The 24,726-nt window shown below is 39.3% G+C and carries 25 protein-coding genes, 1 pseudogene and 1 riboswitch; of the genes and pseudogenes, 20 read left to right on the top strand and 6 right to left on the bottom strand.

Translation table 11 applies throughout. The features are described 5' to 3' along the window. Window positions 1–257: 257 nt before the first annotated feature. From AX762_RS03220 to AX762_RS03210, 3 genes are all read right to left on the bottom strand, one after another. Window positions 258–1,460 (bottom strand): YibE/F family protein, encoded by a 1,203-nt coding sequence (locus AX762_RS03220; protein ID WP_071847728.1) that lies wholly within the window; start codon window positions 1,458–1,460, stop codon window positions 258–260. Window positions 1,461–1,925: 465 nt separating this feature from the next. Further along, the gene (locus AX762_RS03215) at window positions 1,926–2,792 is read right to left on the bottom strand and encodes an SDR family oxidoreductase (RefSeq protein ID WP_071847727.1); all 867 of its coding nucleotides are present in this window, start codon (window positions 2,790–2,792) and stop codon (window positions 1,926–1,928) included. A 34-nt stretch (window positions 2,793–2,826) separates the two neighbouring features. Beyond that, window positions 2,827–3,246, bottom strand: coding sequence for a hypothetical protein (locus tag AX762_RS03210; RefSeq protein ID WP_071847726.1), 420 nt, complete (start codon window positions 3,244–3,246; stop codon window positions 2,827–2,829). Window positions 3,247–3,432: 186 nt separating this feature from the next. Further along, window positions 3,433–3,598, top strand: a riboswitch (M-box (ykoK) riboswitch). 247 nt (window positions 3,599–3,845) lie between these two features. Between AX762_RS03210 and mgtE the strand changes: the two genes are divergently transcribed. From mgtE to AX762_RS03155, 11 genes are all read left to right on the top strand, one after another. Further along, entirely contained in the window at window positions 3,846–5,210 is a 1,365-nt protein-coding gene (gene mgtE / locus AX762_RS03205) for a magnesium transporter (RefSeq protein WP_071847725.1), read from the top strand. A gap of 108 nt (window positions 5,211–5,318) precedes the next feature. Next, on the top strand, window positions 5,319–5,657 hold the full coding sequence (locus tag AX762_RS03200; RefSeq protein ID WP_071847749.1) for a helix-turn-helix domain-containing protein: 339 nt from the start codon (window positions 5,319–5,321) through the stop codon (window positions 5,655–5,657). 47 nt (window positions 5,658–5,704) lie between these two features. Next, window positions 5,705–5,947 (top strand): hypothetical protein, encoded by a 243-nt coding sequence (locus AX762_RS03195; RefSeq protein WP_071847724.1) that lies wholly within the window; start codon window positions 5,705–5,707, stop codon window positions 5,945–5,947. A 16-nt stretch (window positions 5,948–5,963) separates the two neighbouring features. Beyond that, window positions 5,964–7,010 carry a phenylalanine--tRNA ligase subunit alpha gene (gene pheS / locus AX762_RS03190; RefSeq protein ID WP_071847723.1) on the top strand — a complete coding sequence of 349 codons (1,047 nt, stop codon included), beginning with the start codon at window positions 5,964–5,966 and terminating at the stop codon, window positions 7,008–7,010. A gap of 6 nt (window positions 7,011–7,016) precedes the next feature. Further along, window positions 7,017–9,434, top strand: a complete 2,418-nt coding sequence (pheT, locus tag AX762_RS03185; RefSeq protein ID WP_071847722.1) for a phenylalanine--tRNA ligase subunit beta — start codon at window positions 7,017–7,019, stop codon at window positions 9,432–9,434. A 191-nt stretch (window positions 9,435–9,625) separates the two neighbouring features. Beyond that, window positions 9,626–9,895 carry a cell division protein ZapA gene (locus AX762_RS03180; RefSeq protein WP_071847721.1) on the top strand — a complete coding sequence of 90 codons (270 nt, stop codon included), beginning with the start codon at window positions 9,626–9,628 and terminating at the stop codon, window positions 9,893–9,895. Between the two features lie 22 nt (window positions 9,896–9,917). Beyond that, a complete protein-coding gene (locus AX762_RS03175; RefSeq protein WP_071847720.1) occupies window positions 9,918–10,478 on the top strand; it encodes a CvpA family protein in 561 nt (186 codons plus the stop codon). A gap of 109 nt (window positions 10,479–10,587) precedes the next feature. Next, window positions 10,588–12,960, top strand: a complete 2,373-nt coding sequence (locus AX762_RS03170) for an endonuclease MutS2 (RefSeq protein ID WP_071847719.1) — start codon at window positions 10,588–10,590, stop codon at window positions 12,958–12,960. A gap of 104 nt (window positions 12,961–13,064) precedes the next feature. Continuing rightward, window positions 13,065–13,376: a thioredoxin gene (gene trxA / locus AX762_RS03165; RefSeq protein ID WP_071847718.1), complete on the top strand. Its 312-nt coding sequence runs from the start codon at window positions 13,065–13,067 to the stop codon at window positions 13,374–13,376. Window positions 13,377–13,661: 285 nt separating this feature from the next. Beyond that, complete coding sequence (locus AX762_RS03160; RefSeq protein ID WP_071847717.1) at window positions 13,662–13,943, top strand: hypothetical protein; 282 nt, start codon at window positions 13,662–13,664, stop codon at window positions 13,941–13,943. A 579-nt stretch (window positions 13,944–14,522) separates the two neighbouring features. Then, on the top strand, window positions 14,523–15,965 hold the full coding sequence (locus tag AX762_RS03155; protein WP_071847716.1) for an FAD/NAD(P)-binding protein: 1,443 nt from the start codon (window positions 14,523–14,525) through the stop codon (window positions 15,963–15,965). A 67-nt stretch (window positions 15,966–16,032) separates the two neighbouring features. Here AX762_RS03155 and AX762_RS03150 read toward each other — a convergent pair whose 3' ends face one another. Then, window positions 16,033–16,464 carry a DUF2507 domain-containing protein gene (locus AX762_RS03150; RefSeq protein ID WP_071847715.1) on the bottom strand — a complete coding sequence of 144 codons (432 nt, stop codon included), beginning with the start codon at window positions 16,462–16,464 and terminating at the stop codon, window positions 16,033–16,035. 212 nt (window positions 16,465–16,676) lie between these two features. Here AX762_RS03150 and racE point away from each other — a divergent pair, with 212 nt between their 5' ends. The 4 genes and pseudogenes from racE (at window position 16,677) to cbpB (ending at window position 19,302) form a co-directional block, all read left to right on the top strand. After that, window positions 16,677–17,498: a glutamate racemase gene (gene racE, locus AX762_RS03145; RefSeq protein WP_071847714.1), complete on the top strand. Its 822-nt coding sequence runs from the start codon at window positions 16,677–16,679 to the stop codon at window positions 17,496–17,498. After that, a pseudogene (locus AX762_RS03140) lies at window positions 17,494–18,102 on the top strand (XTP/dITP diphosphatase); the annotation flags it as partial. The gene racE and the pseudogene AX762_RS03140, both read left to right, overlap by 5 nt. 15 nt (window positions 18,103–18,117) lie before the next feature. Next, window positions 18,118–18,639, top strand: coding sequence for a metallophosphoesterase family protein (locus tag AX762_RS03135; protein WP_071847712.1), 522 nt, complete (start codon window positions 18,118–18,120; stop codon window positions 18,637–18,639). Window positions 18,640–18,822: 183 nt separating this feature from the next. Beyond that, complete coding sequence (cbpB, locus tag AX762_RS03130; protein WP_071847711.1) at window positions 18,823–19,302, top strand: cyclic-di-AMP-binding protein CbpB; 480 nt, start codon at window positions 18,823–18,825, stop codon at window positions 19,300–19,302. A 95-nt stretch (window positions 19,303–19,397) separates the two neighbouring features. On the opposite strand, the gene AX762_RS03125 is transcribed toward cbpB, so the two are convergent. After that, a complete protein-coding gene (locus AX762_RS03125) occupies window positions 19,398–20,279 on the bottom strand; it encodes a mechanosensitive ion channel family protein (protein ID WP_071847710.1) in 882 nt (293 codons plus the stop codon). A 172-nt stretch (window positions 20,280–20,451) separates the two neighbouring features. Between AX762_RS03125 and AX762_RS03120 the strand changes: the two genes are divergently transcribed. The 4 genes from AX762_RS03120 (at window position 20,452) to AX762_RS03110 (ending at window position 22,182) form a co-directional block, all read left to right on the top strand. Next, a complete protein-coding gene (locus AX762_RS03120; RefSeq protein WP_071847709.1) occupies window positions 20,452–20,847 on the top strand; it encodes a DUF948 domain-containing protein in 396 nt (131 codons plus the stop codon). Window positions 20,848–20,901: 54 nt separating this feature from the next. Continuing rightward, window positions 20,902–21,324: a YtxH domain-containing protein gene (locus AX762_RS03115; RefSeq protein WP_071847708.1), complete on the top strand. Its 423-nt coding sequence runs from the start codon at window positions 20,902–20,904 to the stop codon at window positions 21,322–21,324. Window positions 21,325–21,414: 90 nt separating this feature from the next. Then, window positions 21,415–21,594 (top strand): hypothetical protein, encoded by a 180-nt coding sequence (locus AX762_RS12525; protein ID WP_143139272.1) that lies wholly within the window; start codon window positions 21,415–21,417, stop codon window positions 21,592–21,594. 81 nt (window positions 21,595–21,675) lie between these two features. Then, window positions 21,676–22,182: a DUF421 domain-containing protein gene (locus tag AX762_RS03110; protein ID WP_083432765.1), complete on the top strand. Its 507-nt coding sequence runs from the start codon at window positions 21,676–21,678 to the stop codon at window positions 22,180–22,182. 63 nt (window positions 22,183–22,245) lie between these two features. Here AX762_RS03110 and AX762_RS03105 read toward each other — a convergent pair whose 3' ends face one another. Further along, window positions 22,246–23,343 (bottom strand): Xaa-Pro peptidase family protein, encoded by a 1,098-nt coding sequence (locus AX762_RS03105; RefSeq protein ID WP_071847707.1) that lies wholly within the window; start codon window positions 23,341–23,343, stop codon window positions 22,246–22,248. A 204-nt stretch (window positions 23,344–23,547) separates the two neighbouring features. Here AX762_RS03105 and ccpA point away from each other — a divergent pair, with 204 nt between their 5' ends. Continuing rightward, a complete protein-coding gene (gene ccpA, locus AX762_RS03100; protein ID WP_071847706.1) occupies window positions 23,548–24,549 on the top strand; it encodes a catabolite control protein A in 1,002 nt (333 codons plus the stop codon). The last annotated feature ends 177 nt before the right edge of the window (window positions 24,550–24,726 follow it).

Here is a 24,726-nt window from a genome sequence, read left to right as displayed (position 1 = left end):
GTCAAAGTGATATTCTTTGTTTATAATTCTTCAACAAAACAGAAAAGAGACTGGGGCAAAAGTCCCAGTCTCTTTCCTACGTTTAGTCAAGCAAAAGATTAACTAATAATTCCATTTCCCCATAGCCTTGCCTACTTCAGAAGCTTTTCGACTATGACAAACTCAATCGTCAAATCAAAGTCTGTATCGATGATCTTGCAGTGTTATCTCCATCGATTCCTGTTTGAACATATTTTACCTTCCCTTTAATATCTTATTTATTCGCTGGTTTCCTTAGAGGAAAGAGAAACCTTTTGAGGTTTTATTTTATCTCTTAGCAAACCGGCACTAATTGCCGTAAGGGGAATAGATAGTATTAGACCTATACTTCCCGATAAGGCCCTAATCACTTCAGTGGCGATTACGTCCATATTAATGATACTAATAAAAGGTTCTTGATAGGCGGTAAATAATAGTAATAAGGGGATCATACTGGCGATATAGGCTAAAATCAGCGTGTTAGCCATGGTACCCATGATATCTTTTCCTACATTCATTCCTGCTGAAATCAAATTTTTGGTGGAAATCGTAGGGTTTGCCAGGTGGATTTCTTCCATAGCTGAGGCGATGGACATACCCACATCCATCACTGCCCCCAAGGCGCCCATGACGATCCCTGCAAAAAGTAATCCGCTGAAGTTGAAATCTACCTCTTGTGGAATAAACATAAGCATTCCTGCTTCCTGACTCGATAGTCCGGTTAAGTTCATTTGACTTCCCGATACATAAGCAATGATACCGGCAATCAATACCCCTCCTAAGACGCCAATGATTGCCGCATAGGATTTAATATTTCTGCCTCCTACAATTAAAATAGTAACTACAGTAATAATAATTGAAATCCCTATAGTCAGTAAAATAGGACTATAGCCTGCTAACAATCCGGGTATCAACACATACAATAACAAGAATAGCGTTAGGGCTAACGTGATGATGGTCTTTATCCCTTTCATGCCGCCGAGGAGTATCAATAAAGCTATAAAAATCCCACCTACAATGTATATATAAGTATCGCGTACATATTCAATAATATGGACTTCTGTTTCCCCGTCTATTTCCTGTATATTTACCAATACCCTGTCTCCAGGAGTCACGGAAAAATCATGACCAGGATTTCCTGTTAAATAATGAATTGCGTCTGATTCCTCGCCTTTTCTTTCTCCTGATAAAAAGGCGATTCGAACCGACAGGATCTCAGTGTAAAACCCTTCATCAAGACCTGCTCCATCGGTGTTTTCGACTTCCAACACTTTTGCTCTCTCGTACTGCTCAGCTTCCTCTTCATAAGGCTCCTCTAATAATTCTTCAGAGAAAGTCTCTTCCGTTGAAGAATCGGGCTCTTGTGCATAAGCGGATACGTTTGTAAAATAAAACATGATTATGCTGATAAACATTAGGCTTCCTAGCAATATTCTTTTCATTGATACTCTCCCATTCCAAATAACTTTAGATGACTTTTAAAGGTCAACTTAATTTATAATTGATTCTGATTATGTCATATTCAGTAGAGCCTGTCCATTTTTTCCTTAAAGGATAAGGGATGAAATTCAGCTATAAAAATTTTAAAACAATCAAAAAGAAGCCGTTATTGGTAAGGTTAAAGTAACGATTCAATAATAAAATAAAAATAAGAACAAGATATGACTATTTTCGAAAAACATAATAGTCATCCCATACAGAGATCGATACAAGCCTTTAAACTGGTGAAAGATGATTATATAAATAACGGCCAATTTAGGTGTCACTTGCGGTGCATTAAGGACAGTAAATTCAATAAAGTATATTGTATCAAATTAAAGCTAAGCAAAAAAACAGTAGGGGCGAGGGACATAAAAAAAGGATTATCCCGTTTTTTAGGATAATCCTCTTCCTCATTAGATATTTCATTAACCGTTAACGACGGTCCCGCCATTGACATGAAGGGTCTGTCCGGTAACGTAACTTGAGTCGTTTGTTGCCAGGTAAACGTAGGTTGGTGCCAGTTCGTAAGGTTCGCCGGGACGATCCATAGGGACACCAGCATGCTCTTCATAAGAGCTTCCAAGGGTTGCGGGAATAAGGGGTGTCCAGATAGGTCCGGGAGCTACGGCATTGACGCGTATTTTTTTCTTGAGGAATTCTTTGTTCTGAGCTAAAGAACGGGTGAACGAAATAATCGCACCTTTGGTTGACGCATAATCCATCAAACCAGGCGAGCCTTTATATGCTGTAACCGAGGAGGAGTTGATAATCGCTCCACCTTTAACCAAGTATGGAAAGACTTCTCGTGACCAGTAAATGGTTGAATAGATATTGGTGCGAAAAGTACGGTCGATTTGAGCGGCAGTAATATCCATAATACTTTCTTGCGAATGTTGTTCGGCCGCATTGTTGACGAGCACGTGGATGTCTTCCCATTCTTCAGCTACAGCATTCACTGTGTGTTTAGCGAAGTCTTCGTCACCGACGTCCCCCGCAAACGTCAGACACTTAACACCCAGTTTTTTAATTCTTTTTTTGGCTGTTTTCAGATCTTCGTTGTTCTTTAAATCAACAAGTGCGACATTTGCACCTTCTTTTGCAAAGGCAATGGCCACGGCAAGACCGATGCCACTGTCTGCACCGGTTACAATGGTATTGAAACCTTTCATTTTGCCGGCGGCTTTATAGGAATCACTCTCCACTTTCGGTAGGGGCTTAATGTTTTTTCGATTATCAGCCATTAAATAATTTTCTTTAGGTTGTTGCGTTTTAACTATTTCTTTTTCATGCATATATAATCATCCTTCCTTATAATAAGTATGGAAATTATAATGGAGAATTGATAAGCAGTTCATTGTTCTGTAAATCTATGATTTTCAAACGGTTATCTTCTTCGATATAAACGGATTTGAAGACTTGTTCATCCCCATCTTGGAACAGAATGACTCGTGTTGATCCATTATCCGTAATCAAATAGGCGTCATAAACAGTTGGGTCGAAGGCGTCCTGTTCAGCAAATTCCGGGTATTGATCCAAATCATCGATAACTTCTGCTTGTTCTAATTCTTCATCACTTATGGGAGCCATTTCTTCGTCTGTCACGAGAGCTTCGCCGGGTTCCTCTTCAATGGCTGCTTCTTCTTCGATTGGATCTAACGTCTCGGTTTCACCCGCTCCATCATCTGTCGTACACGCGGCTAAAGTGGTCGCGGCTAAAAATAGCACTATTAACTTTCTTTTATTCATGGAATCTCTCCTCGTGTTATACGTTTATAGTTAGTGGTTACTCATTCAGTATAAATACTCTTCAACTTGGCTTCAAAGATAACGCTCTTTATTTTATTTTCATAAAAATCAGCAAACGAGAGCGTTACATGAGAACTATTGCTTGATTGACTAAATAAGATTCGTTATGATAGGAACGATAGATATTCATGACCTTGTTAGGTGAGGCTCCGTATGGAGACAAGCTACTGCCCGGAAACGTCTAAAGACGCCAACGGGTCAGCAAAAAATTTCGGATGAAGGGGATTTTTAATGTAGCTGAGGAATTTTCTCTATGCCATATGAAGCTAAAGCTCAACGACAGAGGTGTTTTTGAAGATGACTTGACGTTCATGTTCTTGACACGCTCAAATAGGCGTGTTTTTTTATCTGTAAAATTATAGAACTTTATATTGAATTCAGCATAAATAGTTGTACGTTCGGTTAAGGTCCTTCTAGTAAAAAATCAATGGAGGTGAGGCGGATGGATCCTGTTCCTTTGCACATCAGGATGAGAAATTTAAAAATAATAACATTTCAAGATGATCTGACGCTAAACCAAACGAGAAGGGTGAAAAACTATGAAATTAGTGAAAAGCAATAAACAAAAAACATATGAGCATATTTTCAAGGCAGCGAAAGACAATGACAAGCAGACTTTTAGAGAACTTTTTTTAAGATTACATGATCGCGACCAGCATGAGGTTTTCCATTTACTTTATCCTGATAAAAAACGTAAAATCTCTGAATTTTTAACACCTGAAGAATTTGCAGAAATCTTTGAATGGATGGAAACAGAGGATCAGGAAGCTGCGGTGCAGTATCTGCCTGATGAATATATGGCTGAAGTCTTCAATTTTATGGCTGCCGATGATGTTGCGCATTTTCTATCTGAAAGTGACATAACGGACAATCAGGCATTGTTAGCGATGATGGATGACGAAGAAAGACAACGCGTGCAAGAATTGCTGTCATATGAACCGGAAACAGCAGGTTCGATAATGACGAAAGAATTCATTACTGTACACCACACTCAAACGACTGCAGAGGTCGTCAGTAAACTGAGAACAATTGGTCGCGAAGCTGAAACGATTTATTATCTGTACGTAGTTAATGAAAAAGATCGTTTGGTAGGCGTGTTATCTTTGAGAGATTTACTGCTTTCTCCGGAAGATGAAACAGTCGCAAATATCATGTTCACACAAGTCGTTTCTGTCAATGTCAATGAAGACCAGGAATATGTCGCTCGTGTTATTCAGGATTACGATTTGCTTGCCATTCCAGTTTTGGGTCATGATGGGACGATTCAAGGTATTATAACCGTTGATGATGTCATGGATATCTTGGAAGAAGAGGTTACGGAAGACTTTAATGAATTTTCTGCTATCAAACGAAGTGATGACGATCGTAAAGTTACCGCCTTTGGAACAGCTAAATCACGTATTCCGTGGATTGTTATTCTGTTGTTTTTGGGAACAATTACAGGAAGTCTGATCGGTATTTTTGAAGAAACCTTGGAATCGGTAGTATTACTTGCCGCATTTATACCAATGATAATGGATACAGCGGGTAATGTGGGGACGCAATCGCTGGCTGTAGCTGTACGTAATTTAACGATCGATGATGAAAGAGACAGAGATGGATTTTTTCAGACCGTTAAAAATGAACTGGGTGCCGGAATGATCATGGGATTAGTTGCCGGAGTGGTTATTATTGGTTTGATCAGCATAGTATATGGCAATCCAGTGCTGGCATTCATTATAAGCATATCCATGTTTATCACAATAAGTATATCAACCGTCATAGGGGCAACAATACCAGTGATTATTACAAAATTTAAAATAGATCCGGCGGTTGCTTCGGGTCCATTCATCACCACGATCAACGATTCCTTAGGTCTGCTTATTTACTTCACTATCGCAACGATGTTAATAGAATTTTTATAAAATATTAACGAAAATGAATTTTTTTAAATTATAAATGAGCGTACCATTTTACAGCTGTTAGTGGTATAATAACAGGTGTGAAAGTAGAGGTGACAGCGTATGATAGAAATGATTACAACAGATACGCATCAAGATAAAGTTATTTGTCCAAAGTTTGAACAGTCCTTTGCCATCTTAGGTAAAAAATGGACAGGCTTGATTATTGATGTATTGTTGGATGGACCTCGTCGATTCAAAGACTTGTCACAGTCAATATCTGGCGTCAGCGATCGTGTATTAGTCGAACGTCTCAAAGAACTCGAAAAAGAAGGTATTGTAACCAAAGACTTGGATGATTCCTGTGATATGAAATCAGGTTATTGTTTAACTGAAAAAGGTAAAGCTTTAAAAAATGTTATGATCGAAGTACAAGAATGGGCAGACCAATGGGTTTGTAAAATAGACTAAAACAAAAGATGAAAAAGAGTACTCTGACGAAACACTACTAGAGAACGATGTCCTGGCTGAAAACATCGATTGAATCGTTTGAGGAAGTTCACTTTCATTGCTTTTTCACCCAGTCTGAACTGGATGGAGAATTATGTAGATTAACTTTTAATCTCGGTATGCGCCGTTATGCAGAAGTGCAAAAGGTAACTTTTGAACAAGGGTGGTACCGCGTGTTGACCTCGTCCCTCTATTGGGATGGGGTTTTTTATTTTGTTTTAAAAATCATCAGACAAAATGTCATATTTTAAATAAAGGAGCATGACGATGGAAATGGAAGAAAAATTAACGACGCTGCTGGAAGAAGTAAAAGAACATGTAAGCAGTGCAGCTGAATTGAAAGAAATCGAAGCGCTACGTGTCAAGTACTTAGGTAAGAAAGGTGAAGTCACAGCTGTGCTAAAAGGCATGAAAGACCTTTCGGCTGAACAGCGTCCCGTATTCGGTAAAAAAGCGAATGAGGTACGTGATGAAATCACCGCTGTATTATCTGAAAAGAAAACAAGTCTTGAAGTAGAAGCGCTGGAAAAGCAACTCATTGAAGAAGCCATCGACGTCACGCTGCCAGGCAGACAAGTCAAGACCGGTCAGACGCATGTCTTGACTCAAATCATGGAAAACATCGAGGATCTGTTCTTAGGCATGGGCTACCAGGTCATTGAAGGCACCGAAGTGGAAACCGATTATTACAACTTTGAGCGTGTCAACTTACCGCAGAATCATCCCGCACGTGATATGCAGGATACCTTTTATATCACGTCAGACGTCTTGCTGCGTACCCACACGTCACCGATCCAGGCACGAACCTTAGAGAGTCATGATTTTTCGAAAGGGCCGCTCAAAATGATCAGTCCGGGTAAAGTCTATCGCCGTGATACCGATGATGCAACGCACTCCCATCAGTTCCATCAAATCGAAGGGATGGTTATTGACGAAAACATTACCATGGCAGATTTAAAAGGAACACTGGAACTGTTAGCCAAGAAAATGTTCGGCGAAGAAAGAGAAATCCGTCTGCGTCCAAGTTATTTCCCATTTACAGAACCTAGTGTCGAAGTCGATGTGTCCTGCTTTAAATGTGAAGGTAAAGGATGTAACGTCTGCAAACAAACCGGCTGGATCGAAATTTTAGGTGCCGGCATGACGCATCCCCATGTACTGGAAATGTCCGGTGTGGATTCTTCGAAATATGGTGGATTCGCTTTCGGCTTAGGCCCTGATCGTATCGCGATGCTGAAATATGGTGTGGATGATATTCGTCATTTCTATTTAAATGATCAGCGATTCTTGGAACAATTTAAAAGGAAGGGATAGGAGAGCATGAGAGTATCAGTCAAGTGGTTAAGTGAATATTTAGATTTAAGCGGTATTTCTCCAATAGAATTGGCGGACCAGATTACATTAACAGGAATAGAAGTGGATGAAGTGAGTATCCCTTCAATCGGCTTAGAGAATTTCATCGTCGGAGAAGTTCTGGCAGCTCAACAAATGGCAGATTCAGACCATCTGAACGTAACAACGGTCGATGTCGATCTAGCAGAACACGCTCAAATCGTTTGTGGAGCGCCCAACGTTAAAGCGGGGCAAAAGGTCATTGTCGCTTTACCGGGTGCGACCCTACCTAATGGCTTGAAAATTAAAAAAAGCAAACTAAGAGGTGTCGTATCAAATGGCATGATCTGCAGCTTACAGGAATTAGGCTTTTCTGATTCAGTCGTACCGAAGAAAGCTGAAGATGGTATCTATGTCCTGCCGGAAGATGCAGTAATTGGTGCCTACGCATTACCGTACATTGGTCTGGATGACGCCTTCATTGAACTGGATATAACCCCAAACCGTGCCGACGCATTGAGTATGCGCGGTGTCGGTTATGAAGTCGGTGCTATCCTTTCACAACAACCCGATTTCAAAGAAGTCATTGTTTCGGAAGACGATTCTGAAGATATCAGCGATTATATCGATGTGTCAGTCGATGATGCAAAGGATGCACCCGTGTACAAAATACGTGTGATCAAAGAGGTCACAGTGAAAGAAAGTCCTTTGTGGCTGCAGCGTAAGTTGATGCATGCAGGCATCCGTCCCATCGATGCCGTCGTTGACGTAACGAATTACATCATGCTGGAGTACGGACAACCTTTGCATGCCTTCGATTACGAGGCTTTAGGTTCTAAAAAAATCAGTGTCAGAAGAGCAGTACAAGGCGAAACGCTGGTGACGTTAGACGGGCAGGAGCGACAGTTGAGTCCGGACAATCTGGTCATTACAAATGGTGAAAAGCCGGTCGCTTTAGCCGGTGTCATGGGTGGTCAAAACACCCACGTCACAAGTGAAACAAGAACGATCGCCCTTGAATCAGCTTTATTTGAATCAAGCATCATCAGAAAAACGGCGCAAGCGCTTAATTTAAGAAGTGAAGCGAGTTCACGTTTTGAAAAAGGACTCAATACAGCAACCATTGAAAAAGCACTGGATCATGCAGCCCAACTGATTGCAGAACTTGGCAGTGGTCAAGTCGTCAGTGGTGTGGCACGTGTCGAAGCCATTCAGCCGGAAGATAAAAAAGTAACCATCACACTCGCTAAGATCAATCAGGCACTTGGAACAGCTTTATCACTTGAAGAAGTGGTGAGCTTGATGGATCGTTTAGGTTTTGACAGTCAAACGGCGATTCAAACACTGACGATCACGGTTCCACCAAGACGCTGGGATATTGAGATCGAAGCAGATATTATTGAAGAAGTGATTCGCTTGCACGGGTATAGTAAATTACCGGCAACACTCCCACAAAATGAGTCTGTCCCGGGAGAACTGACGCACAAACAGCAGCGTGTTCGCGAAACGCGTCACTTCATGGAAGGCGCAGGATTGTCTCAAGCAATCAGTTACGCCTTAACGACAAACAAAAAAGCTCAGGCATTCGCACGTGTCAAAGGCGAACCGGTAAAATTGGATTGGCCAATGAGTGAAGAACACCAGGCCTTACGTAAAAGTTTACTGAGTGGTTTATTGGATAATATCCAGTATAATGTTGCGCGACAAAACAAACACATTGGTTTTTATGAAATTGGTCGGGTGTTCTATCCTGATCCAGCTTCGAAATTACCACAAGAAGTGACACACGTCTCAGGTGCTTTGACAGGGTCGCGTATAGAAGCAAACTGGCAAGAAGACGAGCAGACGGTAGACTTTTTTACGGCTAAAGGTATTGTGGAAGAGTGGTTCGAGGTGATCGGTGTATCTGAAGAAATCAGCTACGAACCAACACAGGCTTATTCAAAACTCCATCCAGGACGCACAGCTGAGATCAAATGGAGAGATAAAGTCGTCGGTGTCATCGGACAGTTACACCCACATATCGCAGAAGAACGCGATCTGAAAGACACCTATCTGTTTGAAATCAATATGGATGAGCTGCTGGATAACCACCAGGAAGACCTGATCCATTCATCGATCCCAAGATATCCGGGAACATCAAGAGATGTCGCGTTTATCGTGGAGGAGACCGTTTTACATGACACGATTCTTTCTGTGATGAAAGAAAACGGTGGGAAATGGTTGAAATCCATACGACTCTTTGATCTGTATCAGGGGGACAACATTGAACAAGGTAAAAAATCAATGGCGTATAGCTTGGCTTACCTGAATCCGGAAGCGACGTTAAAAGAAGAAGAGGTAACCAAAGACTTCGAACAAGTGAAAGAAGCTTTAGTGAAGCACTTTGCTGCAGAAATTAGATAACAGCTGAAATGTGTCAAGTTAAACTTGAAAAGAAAGAAGATTTTCAGAGTGGGCATCTGTCTACTCTGTTTTTTTCATATAGAATACCTTGATTATTCACAGAAATCAGTATAAAAAAAGCCGGAAGTAATGCACGCCGAACAAATTCGTGTTATTATAATAAAGAATTTGAGAAGCGAGGGGGCTGTGTCATGTCCGAAGGGAAGCGAAGATATAAAGCAACTATAGATGGAGAAATATACACTATTGTTGGTTCAAAGCCTGAAAAACATATGCGCGTCGTCGCAGAGACAGTGGATGAACAATTAAGTCAACTAAAAGAATTAACAAAAGGTCTGGATAAAGAAAAAAGGGCCATCTTACTGGCGATCAATGCCGTATCGGATCAATTGACCATGCGACATGAATTGGAACAACTGAAAGAAAAATATGAACAGTTAGAACAGGATTTAGAAAACTAACTGAGCCAATAAGGAGAAAAGTATGCTGTTAACAGGGATTATTATCTTTTTATTACTATTATCACTATATAGTGGAGCACGAAGAGGCTTGGTCTTACAGCTCGTATTAACGATCGGGTATGTTGTCTCATTCTGGTTCGCTTTGAACTATTATCAAATGCTCAATGAGTACGCGCAGATGTTTATTCCGTATCCTACACCGGTAACTACGTCAGACAATCCTTTCGTGCTTTACAGCATCGATTTCTTATTTGATTTAGACGGAGCTTTTTATAAAGGCGTCTCATTTGTGATTTTACTATTTGTCGGTTGGCTAGTCACTCGAATCCTGGGCGGCTTGTTCCAGTCGTTAGCTGATTTACCAGTGGTACGGACAGTCAACGCAATTGGTGGAGCGGCGTTGAGCTTTGTTGTGCATTACATCGGGATATTCTTTGTCCTCTTTGTTCTTTCAATGCTGCCTGTAGCACTCATACAAAACCAGTTTGCGTCAAGCGCACTGGCGAGAGAAATCGTCACGGACACACCAGCATTGTCAGAGCAAGTATATGACTGGTGGATCGAACAAGGACCACAAGAATAAATACAGATAAACGCAAGGTGTGTTGGTTGAAGGAGAAACATCACTATGATGCCTTTCAATCAACCTTTTTTGTTGAGTCGTAAGCGTGAACCATATAAGGGGAGAAAGTATGACGGAAACATTTCAATCTTCATTCAAGACGTTGGAATATGAAAAAGTAATCATTAAATTAAGTGAACACACAGTATCGAAGCTGGGTAAGGAAAAAGTCAGAACCATCAAACCATCTGATCATAAAGACAGCATCTTGGAACAATTGGAAGAAACAGAAGATGCGGTGTTGCTGATGCGCTTAAGAGGTGGCATTCCGTTGGCTGCTTTTGAAGATATCCGTCCTCACCTGAAACGCGTCCGGGTTCAAGGCAGTTTGAACGGTACAGAAATTGCTCAAATTGGTCGTTTACTAAGAACACTGAGAGAAATCAAGACGTTTTTTAGAAAAGCGGAAGAAGAGGACATTCCTCTGCACCGGTTATATGACAAAATAAATAAATTGGAAACATTTAATGCTTTGGAGAAAAAAATATTTATGGTCGTAGACGAGAGCGGTTACGTTTTGGATGACGCCAGCTCGAAACTGAAAGGGTTAAGAGATGGTATCAGACAGACAGAAAGTCGTGCACGTCAAAAACTTGAAAGTATTGTTAGAGGTCCCCAATCACGGTTTCTTACAGATGCACTGATAACGATGCGAAATGACCGCTACGTGATTCCTGTGAAGGCAGAGAATCGATCTGTTTTTGGCGGTGTTATCCATGACCAGAGTTCGACGGGACAAACGCTGTTTGTTGAGCCCCAAAGTGTCGTCGATTTAAATAATCGACTGCGCCAGTATCAAGTGGAAGAGAAGTATGAAGTGGAACGCATTTTAGCTGAATTGACCGCGGAAATCGAACCTTACCGGGAAGCTTTGGAAGAACATCTGAGATTACTGGTTGAACTCGATGTGATTCAAGCCAAAGGACGCTTTGCAAAAGCGATCAGAGCCGTCAAACCAAGAATAAGTACGGATAATCATGTTGAGTTATATCAGGCGCGACATCCTTTGCTCACTGATGATGAAGTGGTACCTAACGATATCGTCATTGGAAAAGAATATAAAACCATGATCGTGACCGGACCCAATACGGGCGGGAAGACAGTAGCCTTAAAAACGCTCGGGTTGCTCCAGTTGATGGGGCAGTCAGGGTTGTTTATCCCGGCAGAAGAAAACAGTGCCATGGGCATCTTCTCGAGCGTCTACGCGGATATCGGTGACGAACAATCCATCGAACAAAGTCTATCTACGTTCTCATCGCATTTAACAAAGATCGTCAATATTTTAAAACAAATGAATGACAAGAGTCTTATTCTGTTGGATGAATTGGGTGCCGGAACGGATCCTCAAGAAGGAGCAGCATTGGCAATCGCTATACTCGATGCGATTGCTCAAAGCGGCTGTTATGTCATGATCACCTCACATTATCCGGAACTGAAAGCCTATGGGTATAATCGACCGGAAACCATTAATGCCAGTATGGAATTTGATATCGATACGCTTAGTCCAACGTTTCGCTTACTCATCGGTATCCCAGGAAGAAGTAATGCGTTTGAGATCGCTAGACGTTTGGGACTGGATTCGATGATCATTGAATCTGCCAAACAATTGATGAGTGGCGATAGCCAGAGTGTAGACCAGATGATCGAAGATCTGGAAGGTAAACGCAAGCAAGCGGAAAGTGAAGCGGGCAAAGCGACCAAAGAACGTAGAGATGCAGAGAGCTTGCATCGAAAACTTGAAGCAGAGTACAAAACTTATCAGAATGAAAAAGACCATTTACGTAAAAAAGCAGAAACAGAAGCTAATATTTATTTGGAAAAGAAAAAGCAGGAAGCAGAAGCCATCATCAAAGACTTACGGCAAAAACAGCTTGAAGGGCATATGAGTGAACCACTTAAAGAACACGAATTTATCGATGTCCAATCACGGTTATCACACCTTAAGACCGAAGAAATGAGCCTGAATAAAAATAAAGTCCTGCAGAAACAGAAACAGAAAAAAGGTTTAAGGGTCGGCAATAGTGTCGAAGTACAGTCGTTCGGTCAAAGAGGGATTATAGTTGAACAGGCAGATAACAGTCACTGGGTGGTTCAAATGGGTATGCTTAAAATGAAACTGCCTGAAGCAGATCTGGTGCAGATAGAGCAGGAAAAAGAACCCAAACAACGCGTCTCGATCACACGCTCTTCAAGCATGGGCGTTTCGACTGAAATAGATGTCAGAGGAGAACGAGTGGAAGAAGCGCTCAACAAAGTGGATAAATATTTAGATCAGGCCCTACTTGCCAATTATCCAAAAGTAACGATCATTCATGGCATGGGGACGGGTGCGGTAAGAAAAGGCGTCCAACAATTCTTGAAAAAACACTCGCAAGTCAAGGAGTTTGGTGATGCACCAGCGAACCAGGGCGGGAACGGCGCAACGATTGTCACGTTTAAATAGAATAATAGTCTATGGTAGACAAGAATATAAGAATTTGCTATACTAATCAATAGGATGAATAACTTACTTTTAATAAGTAAGTTAATAAATAGGAGGAATTTAGAATGGTAAGAGAATTAACTGATCAGAATTTTGACCAAGAAACAGGTTCAGGTCTAGCATTAACAGATTTTTGGGCAACATGGTGTGGACCTTGTCGCATGCAGTCTCCTGTTATTGACGAATTAAATGAAGAATCTGACGGCAATGTAAACTACTTCAAAATGGACGTAGATGCAAACCAGTCAACACCAAGTAAATTTGGAATCATGAGTATTCCAACGTTGCTCGTAACTAAAGATGGAGAAGTAATAGACAAATTAATTGGCTACCACAGTAAAGAACAAATCTTAGCTAAATTATCACAACATCAGTAATATTGATTTATTAGGGCAAAGCTTAGAGGCTTTGCCTTTTTTTTGTTTAGATAATTCTAATATGATATTAACATTACAAAAACATCTTCGGTAATGTGACTAATCTATGACACTTGTCTTTTTTTTAATACAAAACCCTTTAAGTAGCTATACTTTTTTTTGTTTCTGGTATAAGATGGTTTTATAAATAACGTGTATTATATAATGAAAAAGTTAAATATATTATAGTTTTCAGATTTTTTTATTGAATTGCGTTAAATTTATACTTAATTGGAGAGTGTTAAAATGTCTCATAGTAAGAAAAGTCAGTCTGTGCTGACATCAACGATTCAGTACAGGTATATAATCGAATGCAAAGATAAAACGGTCGAATTAGAGGTAGCAAATCAGGATGTGATAAACAATGCTGATGATGAAATCGACTGTCCTCTAGATGTTGTTTTAAGAAAAAACAATTATGATTTAAGTGATTTGACGTCTTGGAATGCGAGAGAAATACGTTTTGTCAAAGTTAATGATGATGAGGAATATGTTCTGAAAAAGGTCCTTCTAAATATGAATTTATAAAAAATGTGTGATTTTCTTTTAATTAAGATAAATCACACTATTTTTTTGTCTTCAAAGGCGAGTATGAACAGTAATAAAAGCAGGTGTGCAAAAATATAATGACCATTAAGTGCCAACTCGGTAACTTTCAGAAATGAGTGATCAGTATGGTGTTGGTTATGTGTCCGCCGAAAGTGTGACATCATGCGAGTGGGTATTATTGCCCCTCGTTAGTGACCAGTCAACAAAGTGAAAATCTTCAGTAGTAGGTATAGCCCCCTTATATTACCCACTCGCCAATTAGATGCTTTTGAGCGGTTTGTATAGATGGCAACAAGTGTTCACCCATCGTTCACTTACTTCTGAGTAGTCACTATAGGTCGAGTAAAGGTCCAACTCTGACCCATCGATTTGTTGAGTGGTCACTTAATATTTCTCAAGTGACCACTCAGCTTCCAAAACCTTTTCAGCCGGTACTAATTTCGCTGGGAATCATTAAAATATTGGAAAACCTTCGAAATGTTCGGGTCGAAGGTTTTTTTCCAATGAAAGAATTTCTGTTATTATGATAGAGACTATAGAAACGATGGAGGATCATGTATGAAGATTGGTATTATAGGTTTGGGTGTGGCTGGAATAAGCATACTGAGAGAAATAGAAAAACAAACGCAGAAGGATATGCGTGGAGACCTTCATATCACTGTCTATGCAGAAAAAGAAAGTTTTGGGACGGGGTTTCCTTACCAACCGGACGATGAAGCCCTACTGATTAATCAGTATACAGAAACGATGAGTATAGATCCTGATGATTCCAATGATTTTTTGGAATGGGTTCGAGAAAATAAAAATCTGAAACAACTTTACAATACGCATTTACCCAGAAACCTGTTTGGAGAGTATCTGCTCGATAAAAGTCGTGAGTTGATTGAAAAGTTGAATGTCACTGTAATATGCGTAAAGGTCCTATCGGTTAAGCGTCAAGAAAACAACCAATATGAAATCAAGACGAAAAACAGCACGGAAACGACAGATTGCATTCATTTATCAGTAGGTCATTTAGCTTATCAGGACCCCTATAATTTGAAGGGTGAAGAAAAGTACATTTATAATCCGTATCCGGCTAACAAAAAATTGAGTCTTCAAAAGGGGCCAATAGCTGTTGGAATTGTTGGAACGGGTCTTACAGCCCTAGACACGTTTTTATATATCAGAAAGTACTACCCGGAAGCAAAATTGTCATTTTTATCTTTAGACGGACGCTTCTCGTCTGTAAGGGGACACGAGCCAAAAAAAGGTACACACGCTGTCTGTCAAGAACGTGTTCGTCAGCTGGTAGAAGAAAATCAGCAGCTGACACTCGATCAAATAAAGGAATGGGTTGAAAAAGAAACAGCAGACCGCGACATTGATTTGACTTGGATTTGGAAAACACTGGGTGAGGGAACACTCACGGGTTTGCAGCGAGACTTGAATCATTTAGAAGAATTAGGTAAGTTTCAGATGCTTATTCATCAAATGCGAGACTTTTATTCGCTACTGTGGAATGCCATGCCGGATAATGAAAAAGACCGGTTTTTAAATGACTTTGGTTTGAAATGGTCGAATTTTAAAGCGCCCATACCGCAACGAACGGCCGCTCTGTTATTAAAATCTATTTCTGACGGAGAAGTAGAACTGCTTAGTGGGATAAAATCTATTAAGAAGGAAAACGGGGATTTCAAGGTCCAAATCAACGGTCAAAAGACCAGAGCATACGATTTTATTATCAATGCGACGGGGCAGCAGATGGATCTAACAAAACAGCTTTATTTGCAGCAACCCTTGATAAAAGAGTTGATCGAATCAGGTGTATTGACGCCGTATCGATACGGAGGTGTCCTGATCGACTATCCTTCAATGACTGCCATCAGTCAAAAGGGCGAGAGGGTCAACGGTTTATACGTATATGGACAGCTCTCATCAGGTATACAGTATGGCAATAATAATGTGGAATTGATTTCCAAAAGTGCGCAGTATAGCGTGCAAGATATGCTGAAAATTTGAAGAATAACACAAAACCCATGATAGACTGCCGAATTGAATTGCGGTCAGGCGTTATCATGGGTTTGTTTTAGTTTTCATTTAAAGAAACGTGATGATCTGATTGTAATAAAATAGTGACACGGGATTTTTTGAAATCAAGCTCATAAGTTGCTTCAGTATAGGTCCCAGTTATTTGCTGATATCCTTCCGCTAAAAAACCGGCTTCCAGCGAAAAAGAAGGAGCAGTTTTAGTTGTTAAACGGTGACTGACTAATGGACCAGACCAATCATAAACCATGGTGTTTTTCGTTGACTTCACTTGTATAAGCTCACCTAAAAAGATTGTAGTCATTTGTTCGGTAAGTTCTTCCAAAGAATCAAAAGTGTTGGACCGTGCGAGTTCTTTCCCAGCCCAGTATAAGATCTCTTTTTCATCTTCTTTAAGTAAATTGGGAAGCAAGTAATCTCTTAAGAGACTGATACTCTTTAACGGGTCAGTGGATTGATTATCGGATTGCATTCTTTCACCTCTCGCTTTTTTGTCTCTAATGTAAATTCGTTTTGTCTTTCACTTTTAGTGAACATTCTTTATAATAGAATAGGAGACAAAAGTCATACTTACTTATTTTACCTTTTTTTACATAAGGTTTCTATAGTAATATGTCGATTTATGCCGAGTTATGATATTAAATTAGCACTACATGTAAGTATCTTAGAAAAGGTTGTTTTAATATGATGAATAAACCGATTGGATTACTGGACTCTGGCGTTGGTGGATTGACGGTATTAAAAGCAGTGACAGACCGTTTGCCAAATGAGTCGATCGTATATATAGGAGATACAAAACGCTGCCCATACGGGAATCGTTCAAAAGAAGAAATTATAGAGTATACGCTTGAATTGGTCCAGTTTCTAATGGATCAGCACGTAAAAATGATAGTTGTTGCCTGCAACACAGCTACTGCTCATACTTTGGAAATAGTGAAAAAAAAAGTCGACATTCCCGTCATTGGCGTCATCGAACCAGGAAGTGAAGCAGCGGTACGTCTTACAACATCAAAAGAAGTAGGTGTTTTAGCAACTGTGAGCACCGTTGACTCTGGATTTTATGAAAAATCGATTCTGGGAAAAGATGAATCGATCCATGTAAAGAGTTTAGCATGCCCTAAATTTGTGGATATTGTTGAAAAGAATGTCTACGAAACAGTAGAAGTTAAAAAGATAGTAGAAAAAAGTTTAGAGTCTTTTAAAACTGAAAATATGGATACCGTTATTTTAGGGTGCACTCATTTTCCATTACTTACTCCCTTCATACAAGAAAGATTAGGAATAGAAGTTGCGTTGATCGATTCTGGCGCTTTGACGTCACATGAAGTGGAGAAGGTTCTAAAAGCATTTAAAATTGAAGCTAGAGCAGTTAATGCGAGTGTGATTGATATCTACACGACAGGACCAGAGGAGACATTTCGCACGATTGCACAAAACTGGTTGCAGACGAGCCAATTGAACGTACGATCCATTTCATTAGAAAGGTTGGAATTACCCCATGACTGAAAATAAAACCATTCTCATTGCTACGAGAAATAAAGGTAAAGCAAAAGAATTTGAAGCACTGTTTAATAGCAAAGGTTATACCATTACAACCCTTCTTGATCATCCAGATATTGAAGATGTTGAAGAGATCGGTAGGACCTTTCAAGCGAATGCCCTGCTGAAAGCAGAAACGATTGCTAAAGAGTTGAATATGCTGGTGCTTGCTGACGACTCAGGTTTGATTGTGGATGTCTTACATGGCCAACCAGGGGTCTATTCAGCCAGGTATGCTGGAGAAGAAAAAAACGACGCAAAAAATAATGCTAAATTGTTAGTTGAATTAGCTGATTACAATGATAATGAAAGACAAGCACATTTTCACTGTTCACTGGCACTGGCACATCCTGATAAAGAGTCATTAGTGATCGATGGCAGACTGGATGGAGAAATAACTGGTGTACCTCGCGGAGAATACGGTTTTGGGTATGATCCGTTATTTTATGTGCCCAATAAAGGAAAAACATTAGCGGAATGCAGTCAAATCGAAAAAAATGAAATCAGTCACCGAGCAGATGCTTTGAAAAAATTACAGCATCATTTAGATGAATGGTTAATCGATCAATAGAAAGGAAGACAGACTATGAAATTAGTAGTGGTTAGTGACAATCATTGTAATACGTATTACATGGAAGAAATTTATTCTATGCATCAACATGATACTGACGAATGGATCCACTGTGGGGACTCGGAGTTAATGGAAGATCATCCCTTGTGGCAGACTTATAAAACAGTGATCGGTAACATGGATATCACGGATAAATATAAAGTAAGCCGTGTTGAACAGATTAAAGATTTTCGCTATCTTCTTGTGCATGGTCACAAACATGGTGTTAAAAGAAGCTATGATAAGTTAGCAGAGTTAGCAAAATCGCATGACGTCAAAGTTGTCTTTTACGGACATACGCATATTCCTAAAGCTGAAAAAAAAGAGGGCATAGTGTTCATCAATCCGGGAAGTATTGCTCAACCGAGAGACAGAGATAAAGGAACGTATCTAGTGATGGAAATAGATGAAGAGTTATCAAAGGCTTCGCTTACTTATTACGACCAGGATCATAATGTGTTACATGATTTGAGCAAAAGTGTTTCATGGATTGATTAACACCTTGTTGACCCTCATTGGATTCTCATTTTTATCACGTCTTAATCGCTATTACCGGGGCTAATGATAAAGATGTATGATTAACATCTAAGAATATTCACTAAAACAACTTCTTTGTTTTGGCTTTCAAGTGAAATAAAGGTACAATGTAGTTATAGAGAACGGTTACAGGGAGTGAAAAAATTGATAGGTGAAAAGGTTAAAAAATTATTGATTGAAAGTGAATCGGAATTAGTCAAACCAGCTGAGAAAGTTGCCGTTGTTGGAGTGAAGAATGGATTAGACCATGCCTTGCTGTTATTGACCACGGATAAATATGCTGTGGTACCTGTTTTAGATGCACGCTCAAAAATGAGAGGGCTTATATCGATGCCGATCATCATGCAGACCATCATGGATATAGAAGATGTTCATTTTGAAAAATTGAGCGAAATCAAAGTGGGCGAAGTTATGGATACGGATTATCCTGCAGTAACAGAAGACTTTGAGTTAGAAGATGTTCTGCGTATGCTAGTGAATCATGCGTTTATTACAGTCGTTGATAATGAGGGTTACTTTAAAGGTATCATCACACGGAGTGAAATACTTAAAGGAACGAATCGGTTAGCGCATCAATTCGAAAAAATGTACAGTGTGACAGAAAAAGAAATAGTCGCCCACTAAAAATAAAACCACTCTAGTCTGCTTCTCGAAAATCGAGCCGACTAGAGTGGTTTTATTATGGACTAAGGGCATGCAAAACAAACTGTTTTATTTGATTATGCATTGGGTAATTCAAGGGTAACATTTGGCAAATCAATGCCGGACTCTCTCAAAGCATTAACATATTTTTCATAGAAGGTGTTACGCATACCATACTGAGTACCAGCTTTTGTGTACATAATGACTTGCGCTGCGAGTTGACCAGGTCCGACTGGAACGAACGAAATTTCTGACGGTTCGATCGTGATTTCCTCGAAATTCAGGATGGCTTCTCTATTGACGTTTTCAAGTGCTTTCCTCACATTCTCAAGATTCGTTGAGGGATAGAGACGTATTTGAATGAGGACACGCATGTCTGAGCGTGATTGATTGCTGACAATCGTAATCGCACGATTTGGGATGAAATGAGTCGTTCCATCAAAGTCTTTTACTTTGGTTGTTTTCAAATTAACATCTTCCACAGTACCGGTAATGACGCCGATTTTAACCACATCACCCACATCCATTTGCTTCTCAAGCAAAATCATAAAGCCATTAACGATATCAGATACAAAACCCTGTGCACCGAGTGATAAAGCTAGACCGAGCACACCGGCACTGGCTATTAAAGGTGCTACTTTAAAACCGAGTAATTCAAGAATAGTGTAAACCAGAAAAAAATAAATGACAGCATTAAAAATATTCTTACTTAATTTATATAATGTATTTAATCGATTAGGGACAGTATTTCTCTTGTTCATATACCGGGTAAATATCTTTTCGATGACATAACGTCCAACTCGTTTTATGATAAAGAAAATAATCAACGCGAATACAATTTGTAAAAGTGTAATAATCACTGACCAGGCAATTTGTTGCCAATCAATGGTATCCAATACTTCGGTCAGTAAACTCCTTTGTTCTTCAATTTTTTCGAGAGCTTCATTTGTTTGATCCATATAGTCTCCTTTAAGAATATTTAGTAATAAGCATAGTCATTAACTATTTTAACATGTTTTGTTAAAGATACAATTCTTCTATTTAATTTGTGTTTCAAACCATCTTAGTTGCATTTAAAAGACATTAAATGGTAATGTTAACCCATACAGAAAAGAAGGAAGAGGGATAATTATGACAGGTGGAGAAATAGCAGCATTAATTGCAGCAATAGCATTTGCAGTACTCGTGTTAGGTTTAGTTTACGTGTTATTCAAGGTAGCAAAAATGATATCTGAATTGAACACGACAGTGGAAGAAGCGAATAAGAGTTTAAGCACCATAACGAAAGATGCAGATTTACTACTTATCGAGGTAGAAGGTTTGCTCAACAAGACCAATGTCACTTTGGATGATGTAAATGGCAAGTTAGGATTAACAAATCCATTATTCAAAGCCGTTGGAGATTTAGGCGAATCTGTTTCAAGATTAAATAATTCGACAAGTAATTTAACGTCTCATTTAGCAAGTGCTGGGAAAAAAGGTGCTTCAATAGGTATTGCTAAAAAAGTTGGATCGAAAATGAGCTAAGATTAACATCAATGTTAACAAATAAACTAAATAATAGAAAAGCGAGGAAATTATATGTATAGAGATAATAATATAGAATATTTCGTATTGGGAACTTTTGTTGGTGCGGCTGTGGCTGGGTTAACAGCCTTGTTATTGGCTCCAAAATCAGGTAAAGAAGTCCGTGAAGATATCAAAGACCATACGGTTAAAACAAAAGACCAGGCAAAAGATTATGTGAATAAAGCAAAAGATAAAGGATTAGAATTAAAAGATTCTGTGCACCAAGCAAGTTCAGACTATTTGGATAGCGCATCAGCAACATACGAACAGTTAACAAGTCGACTAGGAACAGAATTAGATGAAGCGGGAGAAAATTTAGATAAAATCAAAGAAGAAGCTAAAGAAACTGCCGAAAATGTCAAAGAGAAAATGAATAAAGAAGACAAAGATTCATCTGAAAAAGATCCGACCACACCTTCAGCGACGTCAAAATAACTGAATTACGATAAAAATCAATCAATAGGTGATATTGTCAGTTACTTTGATCCTGAAAAAATAAAGATTATTGAATAAGTAGGGTGAAGGATGCGGCTAACGTCGCGTCCTTTTTCACTATATCTATATAAGGGTGATCTGACGGTGGAGCTGGAGACGAAGGGATCCGCTTTGAAAAAAGAACGTATGCCTAAATCGGAAGTTAATAAGGCGATTCGTGAACAAGTAGGTACGGTCGTTTTGGAAACAAATGGGATGATAGCCGGATGACTTAAATAACAAGTAATGATAAATTACTGGATGCACCCAAAGCTTTGGATTGAAAAGTGAAATTTAGAAAGAAGGAGACGTATGACAATAAGTTATACAGATGTTTTCAAACTCATCGCGATCAGTATAGTTAGTTTCATTGCTATTGTTTTTATCTTGCGCGCTTCAGGGAAAAGAACCTTGTCGAAGATGAATGCCTTTGATTTTATTGTCACCGTTGCTTTAGGTTCGATCTTAGCCACGACGATCGTCAACTATAAAGAGTCTTTTTGGAGCGGTATTTTGACATTCGCCATGTTGGTAGGACTTCAGTATGTTTTCACCTGGCTGTCTGTTCATTTTAAACAGATACGATCGATACTGAATTCAGAGCCTTCGTTATTGTTTTATGAGGGTCAATTTAAGGACGAAAATTTAAAAAAAGAGCGAGTCAATAAGAGAGAATTAAAGCAGGCGATCAGAAAAGCGGGTTATGTTTCCTTTGATGAAATATCCGCAATCATTTTAGAATCAGACGGTACGTTAACGGTGATGGATAAATCTGATAAAAAACAAATTCAAAAAGAAGAATTTATATTTATAGATTAGATGAAGGTATGAAAAAAACGAGAACCAGATTGAAGTGCAACCTCTGGTTCTCGTTTTTCTAATTTAATCTTTTATCGGTAATTCAATGATTTCTTTAGTCGTATGAGTAAAAGGTCGAGCTTTTGATCCACTCACATAAACGCAGTCTTCAATGCGTACTCCAAAGAAATCTTCAATATAAATACCTGGCTCTATCGAAAAACACATATTTTCTTTTAGCTTGACACCAACATTAGGCGCTATATTAGGATATTCATGAACGGATTTCCCTATGCCATGGCCCAGTCTATGAGTGAAATAACTGCCATAACCGGATTCTTCAATATGTGTTCGGGCTATAGTATCGATATCGCCGGCTAGAATGCCTGGTTTAACAAAAGCTTGGGCCTTTTCTTGTGCTTCCTTGACAATTGTGTAAATGGCCTTTGTTTTTTCATCAGCCTTACCGTAAACGATCGTTCGGGTCATGTCACTTGTGTAACCGTTATAAACCACACCTAAATCAAACAACACCCACTCATTTGGCTTGAGCTGACGCTTCCCTGGATTGCCGTGAGGACTTGCGGCGTGGTCGCCAAACAATACCATTGTCGGGAAGCTCATTTTTTCTACGCTGTATTTTTTGATTTCATATTCAATGCGCGCAACCACTTCGGCTTCAGTGATTCCTGTTTTCAAGTAATGCATTCCGATTTCCAGCGCTTTATCTGCTAAAAGTCCAGCTTCTTTCATAATATCTAATTCATTGTGCTGTTTTATTACGCGTAATTCTTGAATCAACGAGGTACTGTTTATAAGAGTGGCTTTTGGGAATATTTCTTTTAAAGCGTGATAACGTGAAACGAGCAATGAATGTTCGTCTATGCCGATCGTTTTGATACTATCTAGGTCACTGCGTAATGCTGCAGCTAATACAGACCAGGGTGAGACTTCATCTTTATACGATAATACGTGGTCGCATTCACTAGCTGTTGCTGATTTTTTTTCAAGTTCAGGAACAATCAACCAAACCTTATCAAGGAAAACGAGGGCGCCAACAACGCGTTCGTGTGGCTCGCTTTCGAAACCAGTTAAGTAAGCAACCGTTAAGGGGTCATCGTAATAAAGTAAAGATATTTCTTTTTCTTTCATACTGTTTTGTAGTTGAGTTAGGACGGACATCAATAAACCTTCTTTCAAGAATTTACATTCAGTCTATCAGAAAAAAAGGGGGGAGTATAGTTCAAGAAAGCCTTTTCTGAAAACAAATAAGAAAATTTCATGAAAACATAAGATAACAATTGAAATTGTAAGCGTAATCTGTTATTCTATATAAGGTAGAATACGCTCACAAATAAAAATATTCTCTCTAGAAGGAGTCAAATAATGGATAAACAAACAATTACAATTTATGATGTGGCACGCGAAGCAGGCGTTTCAATGGCAACTGTTTCACGTGTCGTAAACGGAAACCCGAATGTTAAACCAACCACAAGAAAGAAAGTATTAGATGTTATTGAACGTTTAGATTATCGTCCGAATGCTGTCGCTCGTGGACTGGCAAGCAAAAAAACAACGACGGTCGGAGTTATTATTCCAGACGTTACGAACCTTTATTTTTCATCATTAGCACGCGGGATCGATGATATTGCCACCATGTACAAATACAACATCATCCTGGCAAACTCTGATAAAAATGAAGAAAAAGAAGTACAAGTACTGAATACATTATTAGCTAAACAAGTAGATGGTGTCATTTTCATGGGGAACAAAATTACAGAAGAATTGCGCGCTGAATTTTCTCGCTCACGCACACCTGTTGTCTTAGCAGGTACAGTCGATCCGGATGCACAAGTCGGAAGTGTCAATATCGATTATGAAAAAGCGACAGAAGATGCAGTCACTATGCTGATTGAAAACGGTCATAAAAAAATTGGCTTTATTTCCGAAAGCCATGAGGAACCCATTAATGGAATTTACCGATTGAATGGGTATAAAAATGCTTTAGAAAAAGCATCATTACCTTATGAAGAAGACTTAGTTTTACAATCAGAGTACACGTATAAAGTTGGGGAAGCTGTCTACGAACAACTTGTCAAAGCTGGAGCAACAGCTACAGTTGTTGCGGACGACGAATTGGCTTTAGGGGTGTTGAATGCTGCGTTGGACCGTGGTGTGTCAGTACCAGAAGTGTTTGAAATTATCACCTCAAACAACTCTAAATTAACATCAATGTCACGTCCACGACTAACAACTATAGAGCAGCCTTTGTATGATATTGGTGCGGTAGCAATGCGTCTATTGACCAAATTAATGAACAAAGAAGAGATTGATGAAAAAACAATTACTTTACCATACACAATCAAATCAAAAGGAACGACTAAATAAAAAAAACGAATAAAAAAACGGTCCTTATCACATTGTGATATGCTCCCCCTAAAGTAAACTACTTCAGGGGGAGTTTTTTATGCGTTCAAATAGTAAGCATACGGTTAAAGAACTTGAAAATTATATTCTAATGTTTCTAGATGATGGATTGAGTATAAAAGAATTAAGTGATACTTT

It is taken from the genome of Alkalibacterium sp. 20, assembly GCF_001885615.1.
Taxonomy (GTDB): Bacteria; Bacillota; Bacilli; order Lactobacillales; family Carnobacteriaceae_A; genus Alkalibacterium.
This window is presented reverse-complemented; position numbering and strand designations above follow the sequence as displayed.

Coding starts and splice junctions, on each gene's coding strand:
- AX762_RS03220 (WP_071847728.1), bottom strand. CDS start 1,460: ATGAAAAGAATATTGCTAGGAAGCCTAATGTTTATCAGCATAATCATG.
- AX762_RS03215 (WP_071847727.1), bottom strand. CDS start 2,792: ATGCATGAAAAAGAAATAGTTAAAACGCAACAACCTAAAGAAAATTAT.
- AX762_RS03210 (WP_071847726.1), bottom strand. CDS start 3,246: ATGAATAAAAGAAAGTTAATAGTGCTATTTTTAGCCGCGACCACTTTA.
- mgtE (WP_071847725.1), top strand. CDS start 3,846: ATGAAATTAGTGAAAAGCAATAAACAAAAAACATATGAGCATATTTTC.
- AX762_RS03200 (WP_071847749.1), top strand. CDS start 5,319: ATGATTACAACAGATACGCATCAAGATAAAGTTATTTGTCCAAAGTTT.
- AX762_RS03195 (WP_071847724.1), top strand. CDS start 5,705: ATGTCCTGGCTGAAAACATCGATTGAATCGTTTGAGGAAGTTCACTTT.
- pheS (WP_071847723.1), top strand. CDS start 5,964: ATGGAAATGGAAGAAAAATTAACGACGCTGCTGGAAGAAGTAAAAGAA.
- pheT (WP_071847722.1), top strand. CDS start 7,017: ATGAGAGTATCAGTCAAGTGGTTAAGTGAATATTTAGATTTAAGCGGT.
- AX762_RS03180 (WP_071847721.1), top strand. CDS start 9,626: ATGTCCGAAGGGAAGCGAAGATATAAAGCAACTATAGATGGAGAAATA.
- AX762_RS03175 (WP_071847720.1), top strand. CDS start 9,918: ATGCTGTTAACAGGGATTATTATCTTTTTATTACTATTATCACTATAT.
- AX762_RS03170 (WP_071847719.1), top strand. CDS start 10,588: ATGACGGAAACATTTCAATCTTCATTCAAGACGTTGGAATATGAAAAA.
- trxA (WP_071847718.1), top strand. CDS start 13,065: ATGGTAAGAGAATTAACTGATCAGAATTTTGACCAAGAAACAGGTTCA.
- AX762_RS03160 (WP_071847717.1), top strand. CDS start 13,662: ATGTCTCATAGTAAGAAAAGTCAGTCTGTGCTGACATCAACGATTCAG.
- AX762_RS03155 (WP_071847716.1), top strand. CDS start 14,523: ATGAAGATTGGTATTATAGGTTTGGGTGTGGCTGGAATAAGCATACTG.
- AX762_RS03150 (WP_071847715.1), bottom strand. CDS start 16,464: ATGCAATCCGATAATCAATCCACTGACCCGTTAAAGAGTATCAGTCTC.
- racE (WP_071847714.1), top strand. CDS start 16,677: ATGATGAATAAACCGATTGGATTACTGGACTCTGGCGTTGGTGGATTG.
- AX762_RS03135 (WP_071847712.1), top strand. CDS start 18,118: ATGAAATTAGTAGTGGTTAGTGACAATCATTGTAATACGTATTACATG.
- AX762_RS03125 (WP_071847710.1), bottom strand. CDS start 20,279: ATGGATCAAACAAATGAAGCTCTCGAAAAAATTGAAGAACAAAGGAGT.
- AX762_RS03120 (WP_071847709.1), top strand. CDS start 20,452: ATGACAGGTGGAGAAATAGCAGCATTAATTGCAGCAATAGCATTTGCA.
- AX762_RS03115 (WP_071847708.1), top strand. CDS start 20,902: ATGTATAGAGATAATAATATAGAATATTTCGTATTGGGAACTTTTGTT.
- AX762_RS12525 (WP_143139272.1), top strand. CDS start 21,415: ATGCGGCTAACGTCGCGTCCTTTTTCACTATATCTATATAAGGGTGAT.
- AX762_RS03110 (WP_083432765.1), top strand. CDS start 21,676: ATGACAATAAGTTATACAGATGTTTTCAAACTCATCGCGATCAGTATA.
- AX762_RS03105 (WP_071847707.1), bottom strand. CDS start 23,343: ATGTCCGTCCTAACTCAACTACAAAACAGTATGAAAGAAAAAGAAATA.
- ccpA (WP_071847706.1), top strand. CDS start 23,548: ATGGATAAACAAACAATTACAATTTATGATGTGGCACGCGAAGCAGGC.